The organism is Pseudomonas nitroreducens NBRC 12694 (assembly GCF_002091755.1).
GTDB classification, from domain to species: Bacteria; Pseudomonadota; Gammaproteobacteria; order Pseudomonadales; family Pseudomonadaceae; genus Pseudomonas; species Pseudomonas nitroreducens.
Genome location: NZ_BDAI01000002.1, coordinates 353058 through 373352, shown reverse-complemented (window position 1 = coordinate 373352; position 20295 = coordinate 353058). Strand labels below are relative to the sequence as shown.

Genomic DNA, 20295 nt, shown 5'->3' with positions numbered 1-20295 from the left:
CCTTACAGCTCGAGGATCATCTTGGCGATGATGTTCTTCTGGATTTCGTTGGAGCCGCCATAGATCGAAGCCTTGCGCGAATCCAGGTACTGGTAGGTGGCGGTGGCACTGTCGGCGCTGTGCAGCACCGGTTCCTGCGATGCCTCGAAGCCCAGCTCATCCTCCAGGAACGGCAGCGCATAGGTGCCCACCGCCTTGGTCAGCAGATAGACGATCTGCTGGCGCACCTCAGTGCCCTTGATCTTGAGGATCGAGCTTTCCGCACCGGGCACCCCGCCATCGCGGGCGGCTACCAGTGCGCGCAGGTTGCTCATATCAGCGGCCATCAGTTGCATCTCCACGGCAGCGACCTGAGCTCGGAACAGCGGGTCCTCGATCAGTGGCCGACCATTGCGCAACTCTTGTCCGGCCACCTGCTTGAGCTTGCGCAGCAACACCTTGGTCTGGTTGATGCCGCCGATGCTGGTGCGCTCGTGGGTGAGCAGGTACTTGGCGCAGGTCCAGCCTTCGTTTTCGCGGCCCACCAGGTTTTCCGCCGGCACGCGCACATTGTCGAAGAACACCTCGTTGACCTCGTGCTCGCCATCCAGGGTGATGATCGGCCGCACGGTGATGCCCGGCGTCTTCATATCGACCAGCAGGAAACTGATGCCGCGTTGCTGCGCGGCATCCGGGTCGGTGCGCACCAGGCAGAACATCCAGTCGGCGTAATGCGCCAGGGTGGTCCAGATCTTCTGGCCGTTCACCACATAGTGGTCACCCTCACGCACCGCGCGGGTCTTCAGCGATGCCAGGTCGGAGCCTGCCCCCGGCTCGGAATAGCCCTGGCACCACCAGTCGGAACTGTCGAGGATGCGCGGCAGAAAACGCGCCTTCTGCTCGGGCGTGCCGAACCTGATCAGCACCGGCGCCACCATCTTCACCCCGAAGGCAACCACTCGCGGCGCCCCGGCGGCGAAGCACTCCTCCTCGAAGATATGCTTCTCCACAGCACTCCAGCCGGGGCCGCCGTACTCGGCCGGCCAGCCAGGCGCGAGCCAGCCACGTGCGTTCAGTTTGCGCATCCACAGCACCTGGTCCTGCTTGCTCAGGCGCTTGCCCTGGAGGATGCGGCTCGCCAGCCGCTCGGGCAGCTCGGCACGCAGGAAGGCACGCGCCTCCTCGCGGAAAGCCTGTTCTTCAGGCGTGAAATGGATATCCATCAGCGAACTCCTGGCAGGGGCTCGCCCGCTTGGGGCGGCCCGTGCGGGTCATTGGTCGAAGACGATCACCGAGCGCGCCAGCTCGCCGCGCCGCAATTCGTCGAAGGCGTCGTTGATCTGCTCCAGGCGGATACGCTGGGAGATCATTTCGTCGAGCTTGAGGCGGCCGGCCATGTAGAAATCCACCAGCGTCGGCATGTCCACCGGGAAACGGTTGGAGCCCATCAGCGAACCCTGCAGCCGGCGCTCGTGGAGCAACTGATAGGGGTCGACCTCGATCTTCAGGCCGGGCTTGATCATGCCGATGATGGTGGCGGTGCCGCCGCGTGCCAGCATGGCGAAGGCCTGCTCGGCGGTCTGCTTGAGGCCGATGCACTCGAAGGAATGCTGGACCCCGCCACGGGTGAGCTCCTGCACCTGCTTCACCGCATCGCCCGATTTCGCGTTGACCACGTCGGTGGCGCCGAACTGGCGGGCCAGCTCAAGCTTGGAGTCGAGCATGTCGATGGCGATGATCCGCCCTGCCCCGGCCAGCGCCGCACCATTGATCGCAGCCAGGCCGATGCCGCCGCAGCCGATCACCGCGACCGTCTCGCCGGGCCGCACCTTGGCCGTATTGAACACCGCGCCGGTGCCGGTGGTGACAGCGCAGCCCAGCAGCGCAGCACGGTCCAGCGGCATGTCGCGGCGGATGGCCACGCAGGCGTTCTCATGTACCAGCATCTGCTCGGCGAAGGCCGACAGGTTGACAAACTGCGGCATCGGCTTCTGCACGTAGGTCAGACGCGACTCCTCGTCCTTGCCGCGCTTTGTTTCCGGCGAAACACAGCGCGACAGGTGACCCGTCACGCAGTGTTCGCAATGGCCGCAGAAGACCGTTAGACAGGTCACGACATGGTCGCCGGGCTTGACAGTGCGGACCTCCGCACCGACCTGCTCGACGATACCGGCCGCCTCGTGGCCGAGCACCAGCGGGCCCGGATACGGATAGGACCCGTCGATCACGTGCAGGTCGGAATGACAGACGCCGACGGCGACGGTGCGGATCAAGACCTCGCGTGGCCCCGGCTTGCTGATACCGACTTCCTCGATGCTCAGCGGCGCGCCGACCTGATGGAATACAGCTGCTTTCATGATGTTCGTTCTCGAGTAGGGGAAATCGACAGCGGTGAATCGCAGCGGTCAGCCCGCGCGATAAACCGCCCTGGCGTGGCTGAAAGTGCGGAAGCCGTCGATGCCGTGATAGGCACCCATGCCACTGGGGCCGACGCCGCCGAAGGGCAGGCTTTCCAGGCCGGCGTGGTGCATCACCTCGTTGAGCGTCACGCCACCGGAGCAGGTGCGCTCGAGCACCTGGCGCTCCTCGTCGGCATCGCTGCCGAACCAGTACAGGCCGAGCGGGCGCGGGCGCGCGTTGATGCAGGCAATGACCTCGGCGAAGTCGCGGTAGGGCCTGATCGGCAGCAGCGGGCCGAATATCTCGTCCTGCATGACCTGCAATCGATCATCCGGATTGCGCAGCAGGGTCGGGGCGATCAGGCGGCGCGCAGGATCGAGCACTTCACCGGCCGGGTTCAGCTCGACCACGTCGACGCCTGCGGCACGCGCCTCCTCCAGATACCCTTGCAGGCGCTGATAGTGGCGGTCGTTAAGGATCGCGGTGTACTCGGGGTTGCCGGCCAGGGTGGGGAACACCTTGCCTACTAACGCACGGGCGATCTCGACGAAAGCATCCATCGACTCTTCGGGGACGAATACATAGTCCGGTGCGACGCACAGCTGGCCGGCGTTCATCAGCTTGCCGACGATGATCTTGCTCACCGCGGTCTTCAGGTCCGCCGAACGGGAAATGATGGTCGGCGACTTGCCGCCCAGCTCCAGGGTCACCGGAACCAGGTTTTCGGCCGCGGCCCGAAGCACGTGGCGGCCGATGCTCGCTGCCCCGGTGAACATCAGGTGGTCGAAGGGTTGCCGGCAGAATGCCTGGCCGACTTCCGCGGGGCCGGTGACGACCGCCACTTCGTCCTGGGCGTAGGCCTCACCGATCATCTGCGCAATCAGCGTCGAAGTCTGTGGGTTGAATTCCGACGGTTTGATCATTACCCGGTTGCCCGCCGCCAGAGCGCCGGCGAGGCCCTTGAAGACCATGTTGGCCGGTACGTTCCAGGCGGTGACGATACCTACCACGCCCAACGGCTGGTATTCCACCCAGGCCTCGCCACGGGGTGCCGGGCGGCGCTCGGGCTGCATCCACCCGGCCAGTTCGGCGCGGGTCTGTTTGAGGGTCGCCAAGGGCGACAACACGTCGCTGTGCCGGGAGAAGGTCGGGCTGCGCTGGCCGAAGTCGGCATTGAGCGCTTCGATCAGGGGCTGCTCATAGCGCACCAGCAGCTCGATGGCGCGGTCGATCAGTTCGCCGCGCTGTTCGGCACTCGGCGGCGCGCTGGCCCGGCTCGCGGCGCGCTGGCGCTCCAGCAAGGCGCGAATCGCGGCCTCGTCCAGGTACTCGTGGGTGCTCATTGCAGAAGCTCCTGTTGTGCATGATCGGGCGGCATCCGCCGCCGGGGAGTGGCTGCAATGGTTGAGGTTTCGTCTGTAGGAACACGCCACCCGGATCAGGTGGCGTTCCATTCAGGCCAGCAGGCCCCGAGCCTTGGCGCAAGCGATGGCCTGGGTGCGCCGGGTGGCGCCGAGCTTCGCATTGATATTCTTGGCGTGATACTTGACGGTGTTCACCGAGAGGAAGAGCGCGTCGGCGATTTCCTGGTTCGACAGCCCCTCGGCCAGCAGCTCGAGCACCGCCACCTCCCGCACAGTGAGCTCTTCCTGGTAGCCGCAAGCGTCCGCTCCTTCGCCTTCGTCCGCAGCACCACACTGCCGAAGGAACGCCAGCACCTCGGTCTGCAACTGAAGGAAGCCAGCCAGCCGGCAGTGTTCGGCGAGCACCTGTAGCCGCGCCCGCGATTGCTCCCGAAGCCCCAGATTGTGCTCCGCCATCGCCGCAAACCACTGGACATGGTGAGGCAGGGTTGGCGGCAGCATGATGGAGAAGACGCTTCCTAACGGATACTCGAGCGCCAGTCGGCGGGCGGCTTCCAGCGCCGCCCGCCAGTCCTGTGAATGGGCCAGCAGCTTCAACTGTTGAAGCGCCAGGGCCGCCTGGTACAGACCTTCATCGATCCGCCCACAGTGCATCGCGCGCTCGCCACGCTGGATCTGCGCCTGCGCCAACGCCAGATCTGCGTGCCGCCCCGCTACCTCGGCCAGCCCCAGGTAGCCGTACAGCACAAAGGGCGCCGAGCAATCGCGAAGGTAGGGCTGAGCGGCCAGCAGCACGGCCTCGCTCTCATGCAGTCGCCCCTGCTGCTGCAGCAGGTCGGCCCTGGTGATCATCAGTCGCCCGAGCACCGGGTCGCGCTCGAGCCCGGTGGCGGCGCGGCTGGCCAGGCAATCCTGGAGCAGCAGGTCCGCCAGCGCAGCCTCATCGGCGAGCATCAAGGCACGCAGGCGCTCGCCCTGGAACAGCGCCTCGCTGTCCTGGCAACCTTGCCGCCGCGCCTGCTCCAGGGCAGCGCGCCACAGCAATTGCGCTTCATCGCCACGTTCGCTGGCCAGCAGGATCCGCCCCAGGGTGAACTGGCACAGCAACTGCGAGAGGCATTCCCTGGGCGCCGAGCCCAGATGCCCAAGGGCTTCGCGACAATGCTGTTCGGCCTCCAGCAACTCACCACGAAACGCCAGAGCACTGCCCTTGAGGGCCTGCCAATGGGCGAGCAACAGCTGATTGCCCGCTGTATTGGCGGCCGGCAGAAAGCGCGAAAGCCCCTGGAGACCACGCTCTGCCTCACTGACCCGGCCACTGAGCAACAGGGCCAGCGTGCTCAGATAGATCAGCCGGGGCGTGCCTTCCATCAGGTGGGAAGGTAATTGCCGATGCCAGTCCAGCACACGCCGCAGATGCAGGTCAGCGAGTTGCCAGCTCGGCTTCAGGCGCTCGATGTAGCTGGCCGCAACTTCCGGCTGGTGCACGTGCAGGGCCTGATCGATGGCGTCATGCAGGTGGCCGGCGAGGCTCAGCAGGCGGCAGGCGTGCAAGCGCAGTCGGGTCAGCTCCGGCGCGGCAATGCCATCCTGCAGCGTGGCCGCCACCAGCGGGTGCACGCGGTACCAACCAGCATCCCGCGCGACCGGCTGGATGAAGACCTGCTGCCGCAGCAGGCGATGGAGGACCTGATCGCCTGCGTTGCCATCCCAGAGCTGGGCGCAGAGATCAACGGAGAAGCGCGGCAGATTGCACAGCCCGACGAACAGACGACGCTCCTCATCGCTCATGCGCCCGAGCAACTCGCGTTCCAGATAGTCTCGCAGCAATGCCCAGCCCTGCTGCTGGCCCGCCAGCAAAAGACGCGCACCACTCCACCAGTCGCCGCTTTGCACGCCGATTTCTTCGCGTCGAGCATCCGCGATATCGCCGCCAATTCGAGCGCTGATCGCGGCGTACTCACTACGCGTCATGCCGAGCGTGTCGGTACCCAGTTCGAACAGTTCGCCCTTGAGCAGCAGCGACGGCAGATCCCACGCCGGCCGTTGCCGACAACTGACGATCAGGCGTACGCGGCTCTCCGGCAGGTGGAGCAGATGCTCGATCCAGGTGTTCACCTCGATGGACAGGTTACCTGGAAGATCATCAAGCACCAGTTGCAGAATGCGCTCGCCTTGGCCGATCTGGTGCAGTAGTACCTGCGGAGGGAGCAGCGGCGATAGACCGTAGCCGGCCGCAACGCGGGCACAGAGCTCCGTCAGGGACATCGGCTCCCCCCAGCAGGCCAGCCAGAGCAGTTCGGTGCCGGATGGCGCATCGGCAAGACTCTCGGCCAGCAGGATGCTCTTTCCATAGCCCGCCGGGGCGCACAGCAGGGTCAGGCGTTGACGGCTGCCACGTACTGCAGTGGCCAGCCGCGGACGCGGCACATGGTGCTCCGGCAGTCGCGGAATTCTGGCAAGAGGCGCTTGCGCGCGGCTCGAACTGACACCCAGACCTTGCATGATGAGCCTCGATCCACGGCGTTTCAGGGACAGCGGCCGGCGCAGACGCACGGCGATCCGCTGAGTCGGAAACGATGCTGCAAAACACCGAGGGAAAAGGCACCCCCCACGTCAGGTGGCGTCGAGGCAAGAGTGGCCCGTGAGAGAGTTCACGATGAAAGAAGCCGGGGCAGGAGCCGTGCCCCGGCAGAAGAGCGGCGCTGGACCACCCACACGCCGCCTTCAAGCGCCTTGCTTCAGCGGATACCGGCGTTGCGCAGGGCCGCGGGAGTGAAGTCGTTCATACTGTAGTTCTGGTCGTACTGGGTAGCCTTCTTCGATTCGTTGGTCATGCCGAACACCAGGTAGCGGCCAGCGATCAGGTCGTACAGGGCCTGGGCGGCGTACAGGCTGATGCCATGCTGGTAGTCGTTGACCTGGTAACCCTCACCCACGCGCCACAGCTGGCCGCGACCGTCGTAGTGATCCACTTCCAGCAGGGACCAGGTGTCCTCGTCGAAGTACATATGGCGCTTGGCATAGATGTGGCGCTGGCCGGGCTTGAGCGTGCCCTCCACTTCCCAGACCCGGTGAAGCTCGTACCGCGTCAGGTCCTGGTTGATGTGGCCGGGCTTGAGAATGTCGGCGTACTTCACCTGAGGCGACCACAACTTGTAGTTGTTGTACGGCACGTACATCTCGCGCTTGCCGATCAGCTTCCACTGGTAGCGATCCGGCGAGCCGTTGTACATGTCGGCATTATCGGCTGTCCGCAGGCCGTCGGCGGCCGTACCCGGGCCGTCGTAGGCTACCTGCGGAGCGCGGCGCACGCGGCGCTGGCCGGCGTTGTAGGACCAGGCGCTGCGCGGTTCCTTGACCTGATCGGTGGTTTCATAGACCAGCAGCACGTTGCCGGCCATGCGCGACGGCGCGGTCACTTCCTGGCGCAGCAGGAACAGGTAATCGCCCACCTTTTTCGGATCGAAATCCTTCATCAGGGAAGGTACGCCGACATTCTGCTGCAGCGACACGATGGTGTAATCGCCATTGACCTGGGGAGTGGCCTGGGCAATCTGCTGGGTGTAGTTGGTACCGCGATAACGGGTCTCGTGGTTCCACACCACCTCCACACCACTCTTTGGAATGGGGAACGGGTAGTAGCGCCCACTGACATTGGCGATACCGTCGCCACCGCTGACCAGTTCGGCGCTGGCTGCGCTCTTCTTCGCCGCCTCGTACACCGATTCGGGAGAAGAAGCACTGCGACGGGTCGGATACACCGGGATCTTGTAGGTATCCGGATAGCGCTTGAACATCGCCAGCTGACCGGGGGTGAGCTTGTCCTTGTACTGATCGACGTTGGCAGGGGTGATGACGAACAGCGGCTTGTCGCTGGCATAGGGATTGCCCAGGAAACCGTTGCCATCCACCGGAGCGGCGCCAGGCTTCAGGCCACCGGTCCAGGCGGGAATGCTGCCGTCGGCGTTACCGGTCTTTTCGCCACCCAGTGGAGTCAGGCTGGTACCGAGCTTGGCGACTTCCTCGGGAGAAATGGCCGCCATCACACCGGTGGCCAGCAGGGACAGCGCCAGGGCGCCGGTTTGCAGGAATACGATCTTTTTCATGCGAGTTTCTGCCTGTGCTCAATCAGAAGTTCACGCCGAAACTGAGCGAGACGAAGTCCCGGTCGGTCAGGGTGTTGTATTCGCCATCGAAGTAGTTCGTGTAACTGAGGCTGGCGGTGTAGGTATTCAGGTAGTCGGCATCCAGGCCGAGGCTGATGGCCTTGGCACCTTCCTCGAAGTTCGGGCCGCGACCTTCGACGTCGTGGGACCAGGCCAGGTTGGGCTTAAGGTTCACCCCGGCGAATACGTCCGGGTAATCGAGCATGCCGCGCAGGCGATACCCCCAAGAGTTGGCAGAGTAGAAGCCGTGGCTATTGCATTTCTGCGCCGGGTTGCTGGCATTGGCCTGCCCCACCGCGGTGCCGGCACAGGTCGTTGCGCCCGCGGCAGTCGGCAGGATGCCGGAGCCGAATGCCGGGTTGCGGCCGAAGCGGATGTCGGTGCCATCCGAGTCGCCCAGACCGTTGATGCGGTTGTAGCCGACCTCGCCGATCAGGGTCAGGCGCTCGGCCCCCATCACCTGGTCGATGAACTGAGTGGCGGTGACCTGGGCCTGCAGCACCGGCATGCGTTTGTAGCCATTGATCACGCCCCCACCGGGAATACCGCTGACGTATCCAGTGGTGACCAGGGGGTTGAGGCTGGGGGTGCCTGGAATGTTGGTGGTGGCGCTGAGCAGGTCAGGGGTGCTGATCTGCAGCGGCATGTTCGGTCGGTAGCTGACCTCACCACCGAGGGACGTCCCGGCGATATTGGTCTGGAAGCTCACGCCGTAAAGGCGGATGTCTTCCGGATAGTCGATGAAGTAGCCAGCATTGCGCGGCACATTCAGCGCACTGGGCGGACTACCGGCTCCGGTGGTGCGAATGGTGCTGAGGAAAGGGTTGCGGCTGTGGTAGTTCATGGCGTAGGCCGCCAGCTCGGTATCGTTCCAGTCTGGAATGAACCAGCGCAGCGCCAGGCCGAACTGCCCGCTGTCGCGCGCGTCGTTGTCCTTCTGCCGGGGGATGTAGACGTCGTCCAGGCCCTGGGCGATCGCCAGGGCACCGCCGGTATTCTTCGCCACACCCGGCGCCAGGTCCTGGCCGGAGACCACGAGGCGGTCGTTGCAGCCCTTGGGGATGCCGTCGGTGCCGAAGAAGGTGCCGCAGTTGTCGGTCACCGTCTTGTCCCATTCGAGCTGGTAGAAGGCCTCGGCGTTGACGTTCTCCATCAACCCCTGGGAGAGGTAGAACATGTTGACCGGCACCAGGCCTTCCTTGATCTCCGACCCGGGGCGGCGCAACGCGGCGACGTCGATCGGGTTGATCGAGTTGATGCCGTTCTGGATGAAGGTGCTCTCGCCCCAGCTCACCACCTGCTTGCCCAGGCGCACGTTGCCCGGCAGGTCGCCGAGCTGGTAGTTGTGGTAGAGGAAACTGTCGAGGAACATCGCGCCGGACGACTTGGCCGCACGGTCACGCCCATGGTCATCGATGTCGTAGTAATGCTGGTTGCCGTCCTTGAGCTCGGAGTCATACCAGTACTTGCCGCGGACGAAGGCGCCGCTGTCGCCGTACTTCAGCTCCAGGTCGTGCAGGCCCTTGAAGATGGTCGAGAAGTTCTCGCCGCTCTTGAAGTTCAGGCGACCGTCATCCACGGTGCGCGACGACGACTTGCCGCCCTTCACGCCCACGGAGTTGAAGTTGGAGATGAACTGTTTGTCGGGGGACTGCGTGGACCAACTGCCCCCGATGGACAGCGAGGAGTCGAACTTGCCTTCGATCTCCCCAATGTTGAAATCGACGGCCTTGGCTTGCGAGCCGACGCCCAGGGCGACGGCGGCAGCCAGCAGGTGCGGCTGAAAAACTCCGCGTTTTCTTATTGTTCTCATGCGGCGCTCCGAAAGCGGATCAGTGTTGGGAGAGCTGATGCTATCGAGGCATTCGCGGGGGCCAATTCACCCGATCGGGTAATTCTTTGAGTCCCTTTTCGGCGGCGGCCATCGCGTTCTCTCCACACTTGGGAAAGTGCGTTACCAAGAGTGACAGGCTGCGCGAAAAGCCTTGTGCCAGAGGCCTTTCACGAACCTTGCCGTAACCCCGAAAATGCCAGCGCCCCGCCGGTTGGCCGGCGGGGCGCTGGGTATCACGGGGAACAGTAGCCGTCAGGTTCTGCCGGGTATCTTGCCCTTCCAGATGGTAAAGATGCCAGTGGCTCGCAACACCGTGCGCTCCCCCACTTTCAGCAGACAATCGGCGTTGGCGAAACTGCCGCCGAACTTGAGTATCTGCACGTGAGCCTCCAGCCAGTCACCTTCACGCACCGCGCCAAGGTAGTCGAGGTTCAGGCTGACCGTGATCGGCGGCACCTCGAGGCCATATTCACGCTTGAACACCACGCCAAAGGCGGTATCGGCCAGCGTGGCGAGGAAGCCGCCGTGGACGATGCGCACGGAGTTGAGCAGGTGACCGCCAATCCGCACGCCGAGCAGGGGCAGCTCGTCGTGCAGATAGAACCCCCCACAGAAGCGTACGAACCCGGGCGGAGTCGGCAGGGCCGAGAAACTTCCGGGCGCTGGCTGCGCCCCCCCATCGGTCGTCATCATCAGTTCACCGCCCGGCTCTTGCCCACCCAGAACGGCTCGCGCAGTTCGCGCTTGAGAATCTTGCCGGCACCGGTGAGCGGCAGTGTTTCACGGAACTCCATCGATTTCGGGCACTTGTAGCTGGCGATATATTCGCGGCAGTATCCGCGCAGCTCGTCCTCGCTGACCTGTGCGCCGGGCTTGCGCACCACGATGGCATGCACCGCTTCGCCCCACTGCTCGTGCGGTACGCCGATCACCGCGCACATCAGCACCGCCGGATGGCGGGCGATGATGTTCTCGACTTCGGCGGAATAGACGTTCTCGCCACCGCTGACAATCATGTCCTTGAGGCGGTCGACGATGAACAGGTAGCCCTGCTCGTCCATATAGGCGCCATCGCCGGTGAACAGCCAGCCATCGCGCAGGGCCTTGGCGGTTTCCTCCGGCTTGTTCCAGTAGCCGGCCATGATGTTCGGACCGCGGACAATGATTTCACCGACAGTTCCGCGCGGCACCTCGACGCCGGACTCGTCGACGATCATCACGTTGACTCCCAGGCCGCCACGCCCGACGGAGCGGATCAGGCCACTTTCGCGTGCCTCCGGCCCATGGTTCTGCGGCGGATTGGTGGAGACGATCGGGCACGCTTCGGTAAGGCCGTAGGAATGCGACAACTGCAGGTGCGGCAGTTTTGCCAGTACCTGCTCGATCATCTCCCCGGCGGTCGGAGAGGCGCCATAAGTGAGGCGCTGCATCGAGCTCAAATCGTACCGGTCGAACTCCGGATGCGCCAGCAGGCCGAGAATCATGGTCGGCACCAGAATGCTGTCGGTCACACCCTCTTGCGAGATGGCTTTGAGCACTGCCGTGGCATCGAAGGTCGGCTGAATCACATGCGAGCCGCCAGCGATGAAACCCGACACCACACGGGCCAGACCGGCGATGTGAAACAACGGCATCACGTGCAGATCGCGCTGTTCGGCGCTCTGGTGGATTTCCGCCATACGCTGGATGCAGGCGGACCACAGGTTCAGGTGGGTCTGCATCACCCCCTTGGGGAAGCCGGTGGTGCCGCCGGTGTACATGATGCAGGCGAGGTCTTCGCCGCCACGGCCCGCATCCGCCACGGGGCTGGCTTCGGCGAGCAGGGTCTCGTAATCGAGCAGGCCGGCCGGTGCCTGTTTCTCGCCAGCGTAGATCAGCGTCAGCGGGCCACGAACCTGGCGGCGAATCTCCTCCACCATCGGCAGGAAGTAGTCATCCACCAGCAGGAAGCGGGTGTGGCAATCGTCCAGGGAGTAGGCGATCTCCGGCACGGCCCAGCGGATGTTGATGGGGTTGAGTACGCCACCGCCCCACCAGGTGCCCTGCATGTACTCCAGGTAGCGGTCCGAGTTCAGCGCCAGCATGCTGACCCGGTCGCCAGGTACCATGCCCAGCTGTTGCAGCGCGCCGGCCAGGCGCGCGACGCGCTCGCCGAATTCGCGGAAGGTACGGCGACGGGCGCCGAACAGGGTGACGATCTTGTCAGGCGTTTGCTGCAGCGAACGCTGCAGACCTTGCGTCAGATACATGGTGAGAGTCCTTGGAATTGTTGTTATCGGACCCGCGCGCTCAACTGGCGCAGCGGGCCATCTCCTGTTCCTGCAGTTCGCGCCAGGCGATCTTGCCGGTGGCGTTCTTCGGCAGGCTGTCGACGATCTGCACCACTCGCGGCGCCTTGTAGACCGCCATGTGCTCGCGACACCAGGCGAGCAGCTCGTCGCTGCCCAGGAGGGAACCGGGCTTGAGGGTGACGACGGCCTTCACCGTTTCCCCGCGATGCGGGTCGGGAGCAGCGATCACGCAAGCCTCGGAAATCGCCGGATGCGTATGCAGCATCGCTTCGATTTCCGCCGGCCAGACCTTGAAGCCCGACGCATTGATCATTCGCTTGAGGCGGTCGCGCATGAACAGGTAACCGTCCTCGTCCATGCTTGCCAGGTCGCCCGTGCGCAGGAAGCGCTTGCCGTCGATGACGATGAAGGTATCGGCGTTGGCCCTGGGGTTGTTCCAGTAGCCGAGCATGATCTGCGCGGCATGCGCGACGATCTCGCCGACGTCGCCCTGGCGCACCGGCTGCAGTGTTTCCGGATCGAGCAGGCGCAGGTCCACGCCATAGGTCGGAATACCCAGGCAACCGCGCTTGGGCCTGAACAACGGATTGGTGCAGAGGAACGAGGCGGTCTCGGTCAGGCCGTAGCCTTCGATGTAGTCCAGGCCGTAGCGATTCTTCAGCAGGTCATTGATGTGCTGCGGTGTCGCCGCCCCGCCGCCGGTGATGATTGCCAGGCTCGACAGGTCGCGCTGCTCGATGCCCGGCAGGGCAAAGAAGTCCACCAGCATGGTGGGCAGCGCCGCCCAGAAGGTCACCCCATGGCGCTCGATCAGCGTGGCAGCGGTCTCGCGGTCCCAGCGCGGCATCAGCACGATGGTGGCGCCATTGAAGATCGCCGCGTTGACGTTGGTCTGCAGGCCCAGCAGGTGGAACAGCGGGGCCACCGCGAGGAACACCGAGGAAGCATTGGTGGGCCGCCAGAGGCTCCCCCCGACGAACGAGGTGCTGACGGTGCGGTGCGTGTGCACGCACGCCTTGGGTTTGCCGGTGGTGCCCGAGGTGTAGGGCAGCATGCACAGATCATCCGGCCCGGCCCGGTGTGGCGCCGGCGCGTGCTCCTGGGCCAGGGCGGCCGTCCAGCGCTCGCCACCGGCGAACAGGGACTCGGTCGATGACGGCCGACGCACCCAGTCCGGCACAGCCAGGCCCGCATCATCCTCGCCCAACGCATCGCCGTAGGCATGCACGATCACATGGCGCAGCGAGGTGCGCCCGATCAGCGGCGCGACCTGCTCCACCAGCTCTTCGGCGACGAAGGCTGCCACGGCGCCGCTGTCGCTGACGATATGCTCCATTTCGTCGAGCCGGAGCATGGCATTGGCCGGCACCAGCACGGCATCGGCGCGCAGGATGGCGAAGTACGCGGCAATGTACTGCGGGCAGTTCTGGCTGAACACCACGACCCGGTCGCCGCGCTCCACCCCGCAGACGTTCTGCAGGTAGCCGGCCATCCGCTCGGCGTCACGCAGCAGTTCGGCGTAGCGATAGGCGGCGCCGAAGAACTGCACCGCGGTCTTGCCTGGGTAACGCCGGGCAGCTGTTTCCAGGTGCGAGAAGATACTCGTCTCGGGGATGTGCACCTGTCGCGTCGGAAGATTCGCGGCGTGGCGCGGGTCGACGCGTAGCGGTCCGGACGGGCGCTCGATCACCCCGGGCGCCGTTGGGCAGGGATGGCTGTAGGCCATGAAGAAAGCCTCCTATCGCGGGTTGTGGCCCGCTTGTTGGAATTATCGGTCAGAAGCGCGTATCGCCATCGAGCAACCGTCGGGCGATGGTGCGTCGCTGGATTTCCGAGGTGCCGTCGGGAATACGCATGGTGCGAGCGAAGCGGAAACCTTCCTCCAGGCGCAACTCGTTGGTCAGCCCCATGCCGCCGTGGATCTGCATGCAGCGGTCCATCACGCGGCACAATGCCTCGGTGGAGGACGCCTTGACGATGGAAACTTCCTTGGTCGCAGGCATGTCCTGATCAATCAGCCAGGCGCAATGGCTGACCATGCTCTTCACCGCATAGATGTCCATGGCGCACTCGGCCAGCATGGCCTGCACCATCTGGTGCTCGGCGATCGGCTTGCCGAAGGTCTTGCGGACCTTGGCGTAGTCCAGCGCCTGGTCCAGTGCCCAGCGCGCCAGTCCCAGACAGGACGCCGCCATGCTCAGGCGGCCGGCATTCACGCCATCCAGCGCCACGCTCAGCCCCTTGTCCTGTGGGCCGATGAGATGACTGTGCGGCACCCGTACATTGTCCAGGCTGACAATGCCGATATCTGCGCCCAGGTGCCCCATGGTTGGGATGACACTCGGCACGGAAAAACCGGGTGTATCGGTTGGCAGGAAGAAACCGCTGATGCCGCCCTTCCCTGCCTTGGCCTTCTCTTCGTCGGTGACGGCGAAAATCATCGCGTAGTCGGCATAAGGCGCGTTGGTAATCCACTGCTTGGTGCCGTTGATCACCCAATGGTCGCCATCGCGTACCGCACGGGTGCGCATGGCCATGACGTCGGAGCCGGCATCCGGCTCGCTCAGGCCGAAGCACATTGTCTTCTCGCCACTGGCGATGCCTGGCAGATAATCCGCCAGCACCTTCGGGTCCATATGCTTGAGCACCGGCGTCAAACCATTGGTGAAGGGCGATGGCAGGATCACCGTCTGGATCAGCTGTCGCGACGGGCCGACGTGGGCATTGAGACGCTCCTGGATGTAGACCGAGACCTGGGCGCCGAGCCCACCGCCACCCAGCGACTCATCGCCCAGCGCCGTGTAGAAGCCGGCCTCGGCGGACAACTGACGGACGCGGGCGCGTAGCGCCATCAGCTCCGGCGCGTAGCGGCCTTCTTCGGTGTACAACTTGCGTTCGTTGTGCAGCAGCACGGCATGCTGCTTCTCCAGCGGCTCGACTTCCTGCTGGATGAAGCGGATCAGGGCATCGCCAACCGCGACCCACTCATCGGGAATCGTGAAATCCATGGTGCGCTCCTCAGACCGGGTCCCAGCCAAACACGTTGCTCGACACTTCCAGCGGCAGGAAGGATGGCGTAAAAGCCGGCAGCAGATGCTCGGCCAACGACTCCGGCGTCCAGCCTTCGGCACGGTGCAGCGAGCGAATCGGCCGCGGCTGGCTCATCAGGAAGACTTCGTTCTTGCGCACGGTGAAGATCTGCCCGTTGACGCTGGCCGCTGCATCGCTGGCCAGGAAGGTGGCCATGGCGGCGATCGGCGCCGGCGTCATCGACTTGATCTTTTCCACCCGTGCGGCCTGGGCCGGATCAGCAGCGGGAATCGAGCCGACCATGCGGCTCCAGGCAAAGGGCGAGATGCAGTTCGAGCGCACGCCGTAGCGCGCGCCGTCCAGGGCGATGGACTTGGACAGACCGACGATCCCCAGCTTGGCCGCCGCGTAGTTGGCCTGGCCGACATTGCCGACCAGACCCGAAGTGGAGGTCATGTGCACGAAGGCGCCGGACTTCTGCTCACGGAAATGGGTGATGGCCGCGCGGCTCATGTAGAAGCTGCCGTACAGGTGCACCTTGATCACCGCATCGAACTCTTCCGGACTCATCTGATGGAAGATGCGGTCACGCAGGATACCGGCATTGTTCACCACCGCGTCGACTCGGCCGAAACTGTCCAGCGCCTGCTGAACGATACGCTGCGCGCTGTCCCATTCCGACACGCTGTCGCGGCTCAATACCGCCTCGCCACCCGCCGAGTGGATCGCGTCCACCACCTCGCGGCCGGGGTCTTCATCATCGGCAGCCCCGGTCACGCTGACACCAACGTCGTTGACCACCACGCGCGCGCCCTGCGCGGCCATCTGCAGCGCCATCTCGCGGCCGATGCCCCGGCCGGAACCGGTGACGATGACGACCTTGCCTTCCATCATCTGCGAACTCATCGATTGCTCCCTCGTATTCTTGTTCTGTGCGGCTCTCAGCGGAATGCGCTGAGGCCAGTGATCTCGCGGCCCTGGATCAGCGCCAGGATGCCGTTCATGCCGTCGGGCACCTGGAACATCCGGGCATCACGCCACATGCGCTCGATGCCCAGTTCCTCAGTGATGCCCATGCCGCCGTGCAGTTGCATCGCCAAGCCCAGCGCGCGCTCGCAGGCCTGGGTGGCGTAGCGCTTGGCCATGGCCGAGGTGCCGTTGGCGCGCTGGCCGCGGTCCATGGCGTCCAGCGCCTGGTAGCAGAGCAGGCGCGAGGTGACGATCAGGGTCTCCATGTCGGCCAGGTCCTGCTGCACCAGTTGGTGCGCGGCCAGCGGCTTGCCGAACTGCTCGCGTACGCGGGTGTACTCGACGCACATCTCGAAAGCCTTCTGCGCCAGGTGCACGCACATCAGGCCAATCAGCGGACGGTTGCCATTCCAGCCGACGGTGAGCGTCTTGGCCGCGTCGCCCGCCTCGCCGATCAGGTGGCTGCGCGGAATGCGCGTCTCCTCGAGGACCACCTCGCTCAAGTGCCCCTGCTGCAAGCCGGTGACACCGATTTCGCGCACCTCGACCTGCGACTGACTGCGGTCGACCAACGCGCGCTGGGCGATAGGCCGGCCGCGCTCGTCGTTGCCCAGGGTGCAAGAGACGTTGAGCACGTCGCACACCGAGGCGTTGGTGATCCAGATCTTGCGCCCCGTGATGTAGGCGTGTTCGCCCTCGACACGGATACGGGTCTTCACCGCATTGGAGTCGGAGCCGGCGTTCACTTCGGAGTTGGCGGTGCAGGCGATCTTGCGCCCGGCGATCAGGTCTGGCAGGTACTGCGCGGCAATCGCCTCCGGACAGCCGGAGTAGATGCGCGCCACGGTGCCTTCATGGGAGATCAGCGACAACGCGACGATGGCCGGCAGTTGTTCGAGGATCAGCCCGTAGTCGAGCATCTTCAGCCCACCGCCGCCGACTTCCACCGGCAGGCGCGGCGCGGTGATGCCCAACTCGGCCAGCGCGGCATAGATTTCCAGCATGGCCGCCTTGGGTAGCGGCTTATCCACGGGGTGACGAGAGAGCACCGGATCGATACGGTCGCGCACCATGCGCTTGGCCGCATCGATCATCATTTCCTGGGATTCGTTAGGCGCGAAATTCATCGTGGGAACTCGTTGACGGGCTCAGGCGCCGGTGTATTTCGGCGAGCGTTTTTCGGCGAAAGCCTTGCGGCCTTCGATACGGTCCTTGCTGTCGCGCAGCAGGCCCCAATGCAGGTTGGACTGGGCGACGAAATCGCGCGGCGCCATGTGGCTGGTTTCCACCGCCAGGCGCTTGATCGCCTGGACCGCCAGTGGGCCATTGGCGGCAATCCGCTCGGCCAGTTGCATGACCAGCGGCAGCAGGCCCTCCCGCGGCACGCAGTCGCTGATCAGGCCGATGCGCAAGGCTTCCTCCGCGCCGATGCGCTCGCCGGTCAGTGCCAACTTCATCGCGTGGGCGGAGGGTACCGCACGCATCAGGTACTGCACGCCACCCACCGCCGGAACGCTGGCCACCTTGGCTTCGGGCAGAGCGAAAGACGCTTCGTCGCTGGCAATGCGCAGGTCGCACTGCAGCGCCAGCTCCAGGCCGCCCCCCAGGCAATAGCCATGGATGGCGGCGATCATCGGTTTCCAGATTTCCAGGTCGCCGAGGTCGATCAGCCGTGTGTAGCCGCCCTCCTCGGCCTCCGCCGCGCGGCTCTTGAAGTAACCGCTGGCGAAGCCCGTGGACGGCGGCAGCGTCGCCTTGAGGTTGGCGCCGGTGCAGAACGCCTTGTCGCCGGCGCCGGTCAGAACGATGACGCGCACCTGGTCGTCATCCTGCGCGGTGTTCAGCGCCTTGCGCAGATGGCGCAGATCGCCGATGGTCAGGGCGTTCATGGATTCGGGCGCATCCAGGGTGATGAGCGCCACGTGGCCGATGATCTGGAACTGGATCGCCATGGCTTACGCGCTCGGACTGGACAGGGAACGGCCGCCACAGACGTACAGCGTCTGGCCGGTGATGTAGGACGCCTTCGGGTCGGCGAACATCAGTACCGCATGGGCGATATCCTCGGGCTTGCCGATGCGGCCCACGGGAATGGTCGCCATGATCTTCGCCCGTTGCTCGTCGGAGAGCGGTGCGAGGATCGGTGTGTCGATGGCGCCCGGAGCGATGGCATTGGCGGTGATGCCATGCTTGGCCAACTCGATCGCCAGGGTGCGCGTGAGGCTGATCACGCCACCCTTCGCCGCCGAGTAGTTGGCCTGGCCGAAGCCACCGAGCCAGGCGCGCGATGAGATATTGACGATGCGCCCGAAGCCCTGCTCGATCATCCCCGGCACGACGGCCTTGGCGCAGAGGAACTGCGACTTGAGATTGACATCCAGTACCAGGTCCCAGTCCGCCTCGCTCATGTTCACCAGGCGCTTGTCACGGGTGAGGCCGGCATTGTTCACCAGCAGGTCCGGCGCCTTCCAGCGCGCGGCGACCTGCGCCACGGCAGCGTTGACCTGCTCGGCGCTGGTCACGTCGACCTTCACGCCCATCAGGTTCTGCGCCTGGGCGCCCGCTTCCGCGACCAGTTTGTCCATGGCCTCGCTATTGAGATCGAACATGGCCACCGCATAACCGGCACTCAACAGTGCTCGGGTCAGGCCCAGGCCGATGCCCTGGGCGCCGCCGGTAACGATTGCAACTTGCTTGCTCATGGAAATTCCTCAAACACCCAGAATGTGTACGGCGGACGCCGCGTGATCGACGCCGGCGATGCCGCCGCCGGTGCATTGGGTCAGCGCCAGCTCGGCGCCATCGGCCTGGCGTTCGCCGGCACGCTGTTGCAGCTGCCAGACCGCCTCGACCATCTGTGCGACGCCGGTGGCGCCCAGTGGGTGGCCCTTGGCGAGCAGGCCGCCGGAGGGGTTCACCACTGTCTTGCCACCCAGGCTGGTGGCACCGCTTTTCAGCAGCTCGTGAGCCTCACCGCGGCCGCACAGACCCAGGGCGTTGTAGTAGATGAGTTCGGCGATGCTGAAGGCGTCGTGCAACTCGATGACATCGATATCGGCCGGCTTCACGCCCGCCTGCTGATAGGCCAGCGTGGCGGCGCGGGCGGTGATCTCGGCTGACAGGATGTCATCGTCCGGTTCCTCGGCACGGCCGGACTGGATCACCGAGGCCATCACCCGTACCGGGCGCGCCTGCTGCGGCTTGCGAGTGGTCAGCACCAGCGCTGCCGCGCCGTCCACCGCTGACGGGCAGCACTGCAGCAGCGTCAGCGGATCGAAGACCATCCGCGAGTTCATCACCTCATCGAGGGATACCTCGGTACGGGTCTGCGCGTAGGGATTGAGCGCACCATGGCGGCGGTTCTTCACCGCCACCTCGCCCAACACGTCGGCGCTCACGCCGAATTCGTGCAGGTAGCGGGTGGCGCGCATGGCGTAGATCGCCGGCAACGCCATGCCGGCACGGGCATAGAGCTCGGTCATGTAGTCGTTGCGCTGCAGCGGAATGGTCCCGCCGCCCAAGGCGGTGAGCTTCTCCACGCCGAACACCACCACAGTGTCGTAGATGCCCGCCTGCAGCGCATGGCAGGCCAGATGCACGCCAGTGGCACCGCTGGCGCAGGCGTTTTCGACGTTGTAGATCGGCAGGCCGGAAAGCCCGAGATCACGCAGCAGTACCTGGCCCAGGACCATGCCGCCGAAGACGTTGCACGCATAGAACGCCTGCGGCTCGTGCAGCTCGACGCCAGCGTCGGTCAGGGCCTGCAATACAGCCTGCTGGGTGAGGTCCTGCATGGAGGCGTTCGGACGGCCAAACGGCGTCATCGCCACGCCGGAAATGTAGACGGGCTTGTTCATGCGTCCTCCTGCGGACGGAAGGCATAGATCGGGCCGCTGTCGGACTCCACCAGGCACAGGCTCAGCGCTTCACCGATACGCGGCTGGCGCCCGGCGGGATAATCCAGGCGGGCGAACACCCGCAGGCCCTCGGGGAAGTCAGCCAGGCCGAGCGGCTGCGGCGGCTTGTTCGCCTTCGGGCTGAAATGCACGACGGTGAAGCTGTACAGGCGCGGCGTGGAATCCAGTTCAACCAGTTCGCCGCCCTCGCACAGTGGCGAGGTTTCCGGTAGCGGTGGAAAGTGCAGGCCAGCATGGCCGGCACGCCGGCTGGCGAGCAGAACCACACGGCCATCTCGCTCGCGCCAGGGTTGTTCGGCGACGCTGGGTGTCGCCTCGTGGTGTTCACTCATGGGAGCTCCT

16 protein-coding genes are annotated in these 20295 nt (G+C 64.9%); all 16 read right to left on the bottom strand.

Translation table 11 applies throughout. The annotated features are described in order from the left end of the window. Nucleotides 1-2: 2 nt before the first annotated feature. Nucleotides 3-1202, bottom strand: a complete 1200-nt coding sequence (locus PNI01S_RS07560) for an acyl-CoA dehydrogenase family protein (RefSeq protein ID WP_024762822.1) — start codon at nt 1200-1202, stop codon at nt 3-5. A gap of 48 nt (nt 1203-1250) precedes the next feature. Continuing rightward, nucleotides 1251-2336: a Zn-dependent alcohol dehydrogenase gene (locus PNI01S_RS07555; protein WP_038803184.1), complete on the bottom strand. Its 1086-nt coding sequence runs from the start codon at nt 2334-2336 to the stop codon at nt 1251-1253. Nucleotides 2337-2384: 48 nt separating this feature from the next. Further along, a complete protein-coding gene (locus PNI01S_RS07550) occupies nt 2385-3722 on the bottom strand; it encodes a coniferyl aldehyde dehydrogenase (protein WP_037006588.1) in 1338 nt (445 codons plus the stop codon). 111 nt (nt 3723-3833) lie between these two features. Further along, nucleotides 3834-6173: a helix-turn-helix transcriptional regulator gene (locus PNI01S_RS28550; protein ID WP_143514249.1), complete on the bottom strand. Its 2340-nt coding sequence runs from the start codon at nt 6171-6173 to the stop codon at nt 3834-3836. 311 nt (nt 6174-6484) lie between these two features. Next, the gene (locus PNI01S_RS07540) at nt 6485-7852 is read right to left on the bottom strand and encodes a DUF1329 domain-containing protein (protein ID WP_024762820.1); all 1368 of its coding nucleotides are present in this window, start codon (nt 7850-7852) and stop codon (nt 6485-6487) included. A 22-nt stretch (nt 7853-7874) separates the two neighbouring features. Then, nucleotides 7875-9725, bottom strand: a complete 1851-nt coding sequence (locus tag PNI01S_RS07535; protein ID WP_024762819.1) for a DUF1302 domain-containing protein — start codon at nt 9723-9725, stop codon at nt 7875-7877. Between the two features lie 273 nt (nt 9726-9998). After that, a complete protein-coding gene (locus PNI01S_RS07530) occupies nt 9999-10439 on the bottom strand; it encodes a PaaI family thioesterase (protein ID WP_084357730.1) in 441 nt (146 codons plus the stop codon). Then, on the bottom strand, nt 10439-11995 hold the full coding sequence (locus PNI01S_RS07525) for a long-chain-fatty-acid--CoA ligase (protein WP_024762817.1): 1557 nt from the start codon (nt 11993-11995) through the stop codon (nt 10439-10441). Before PNI01S_RS07525 ends, PNI01S_RS07530 begins: the two co-directional genes overlap by 1 nt. 40 nt (nt 11996-12035) lie before the next feature. Beyond that, nucleotides 12036-13763, bottom strand: a complete 1728-nt coding sequence (locus PNI01S_RS07520) for a long-chain fatty acid--CoA ligase (protein ID WP_024762816.1) — start codon at nt 13761-13763, stop codon at nt 12036-12038. A 49-nt stretch (nt 13764-13812) separates the two neighbouring features. Further along, nucleotides 13813-15045 (bottom strand): acyl-CoA dehydrogenase family protein, encoded by a 1233-nt coding sequence (locus tag PNI01S_RS07515; protein ID WP_084357729.1) that lies wholly within the window; start codon nt 15043-15045, stop codon nt 13813-13815. A gap of 10 nt (nt 15046-15055) precedes the next feature. Continuing rightward, on the bottom strand, nt 15056-15973 hold the full coding sequence (locus tag PNI01S_RS07510; protein ID WP_024762814.1) for an SDR family NAD(P)-dependent oxidoreductase: 918 nt from the start codon (nt 15971-15973) through the stop codon (nt 15056-15058). Between the two features lie 35 nt (nt 15974-16008). Beyond that, nucleotides 16009-17163, bottom strand: coding sequence for an acyl-CoA dehydrogenase family protein (locus PNI01S_RS07505; RefSeq protein WP_024762813.1), 1155 nt, complete (start codon nt 17161-17163; stop codon nt 16009-16011). Nucleotides 17164-17184: 21 nt separating this feature from the next. Next, nucleotides 17185-17988, bottom strand: a complete 804-nt coding sequence (locus tag PNI01S_RS07500; protein ID WP_084357728.1) for an enoyl-CoA hydratase/isomerase family protein — start codon at nt 17986-17988, stop codon at nt 17185-17187. 3 nt (nt 17989-17991) lie between these two features. Then, complete coding sequence (gene fabG, locus PNI01S_RS07495; protein ID WP_084357727.1) at nt 17992-18738, bottom strand: 3-oxoacyl-ACP reductase FabG; 747 nt, start codon at nt 18736-18738, stop codon at nt 17992-17994. Between the two features lie 9 nt (nt 18739-18747). Further along, the gene (locus PNI01S_RS07490) at nt 18748-19893 is read right to left on the bottom strand and encodes a thiolase family protein (RefSeq protein ID WP_024762811.1); all 1146 of its coding nucleotides are present in this window, start codon (nt 19891-19893) and stop codon (nt 18748-18750) included. Further along, nucleotides 19890-20285 carry a Zn-ribbon domain-containing OB-fold protein gene (locus PNI01S_RS07485; protein WP_084357726.1) on the bottom strand — a complete coding sequence of 132 codons (396 nt, stop codon included), beginning with the start codon at nt 20283-20285 and terminating at the stop codon, nt 19890-19892. Before PNI01S_RS07485 ends, PNI01S_RS07490 begins: the two co-directional genes overlap by 4 nt. Nucleotides 20286-20295: the final 10 nt, after the last annotated feature.

Coding starts and splice junctions, on each gene's coding strand:
- PNI01S_RS07560 (WP_024762822.1), bottom strand. CDS start 1,202: ATGGATATCCATTTCACGCCTGAAGAACAGGCTTTCCGCGAGGAGGCG.
- PNI01S_RS07555 (WP_038803184.1), bottom strand. CDS start 2,336: ATGAAAGCAGCTGTATTCCATCAGGTCGGCGCGCCGCTGAGCATCGAG.
- PNI01S_RS07550 (WP_037006588.1), bottom strand. CDS start 3,722: ATGAGCACCCACGAGTACCTGGACGAGGCCGCGATTCGCGCCTTGCTG.
- PNI01S_RS07540 (WP_024762820.1), bottom strand. CDS start 7,852: ATGAAAAAGATCGTATTCCTGCAAACCGGCGCCCTGGCGCTGTCCCTG.
- PNI01S_RS07535 (WP_024762819.1), bottom strand. CDS start 9,725: ATGAGAACAATAAGAAAACGCGGAGTTTTTCAGCCGCACCTGCTGGCT.
- PNI01S_RS07530 (WP_084357730.1), bottom strand. CDS start 10,439: ATGATGACGACCGATGGGGGGGCGCAGCCAGCGCCCGGAAGTTTCTCG.
- PNI01S_RS07525 (WP_024762817.1), bottom strand. CDS start 11,995: ATGTATCTGACGCAAGGTCTGCAGCGTTCGCTGCAGCAAACGCCTGAC.
- PNI01S_RS07520 (WP_024762816.1), bottom strand. CDS start 13,763: ATGGCCTACAGCCATCCCTGCCCAACGGCGCCCGGGGTGATCGAGCGC.
- PNI01S_RS07515 (WP_084357729.1), bottom strand. CDS start 15,045: ATGGATTTCACGATTCCCGATGAGTGGGTCGCGGTTGGCGATGCCCTG.
- PNI01S_RS07510 (WP_024762814.1), bottom strand. CDS start 15,973: ATGAGTTCGCAGATGATGGAAGGCAAGGTCGTCATCGTCACCGGTTCC.
- PNI01S_RS07505 (WP_024762813.1), bottom strand. CDS start 17,163: ATGAATTTCGCGCCTAACGAATCCCAGGAAATGATGATCGATGCGGCC.
- PNI01S_RS07500 (WP_084357728.1), bottom strand. CDS start 17,988: ATGGCGATCCAGTTCCAGATCATCGGCCACGTGGCGCTCATCACCCTG.
- fabG (WP_084357727.1), bottom strand. CDS start 18,738: ATGAGCAAGCAAGTTGCAATCGTTACCGGCGGCGCCCAGGGCATCGGC.
- PNI01S_RS07490 (WP_024762811.1), bottom strand. CDS start 19,893: ATGAACAAGCCCGTCTACATTTCCGGCGTGGCGATGACGCCGTTTGGC.
- PNI01S_RS07485 (WP_084357726.1), bottom strand. CDS start 20,285: ATGAGTGAACACCACGAGGCGACACCCAGCGTCGCCGAACAACCCTGG.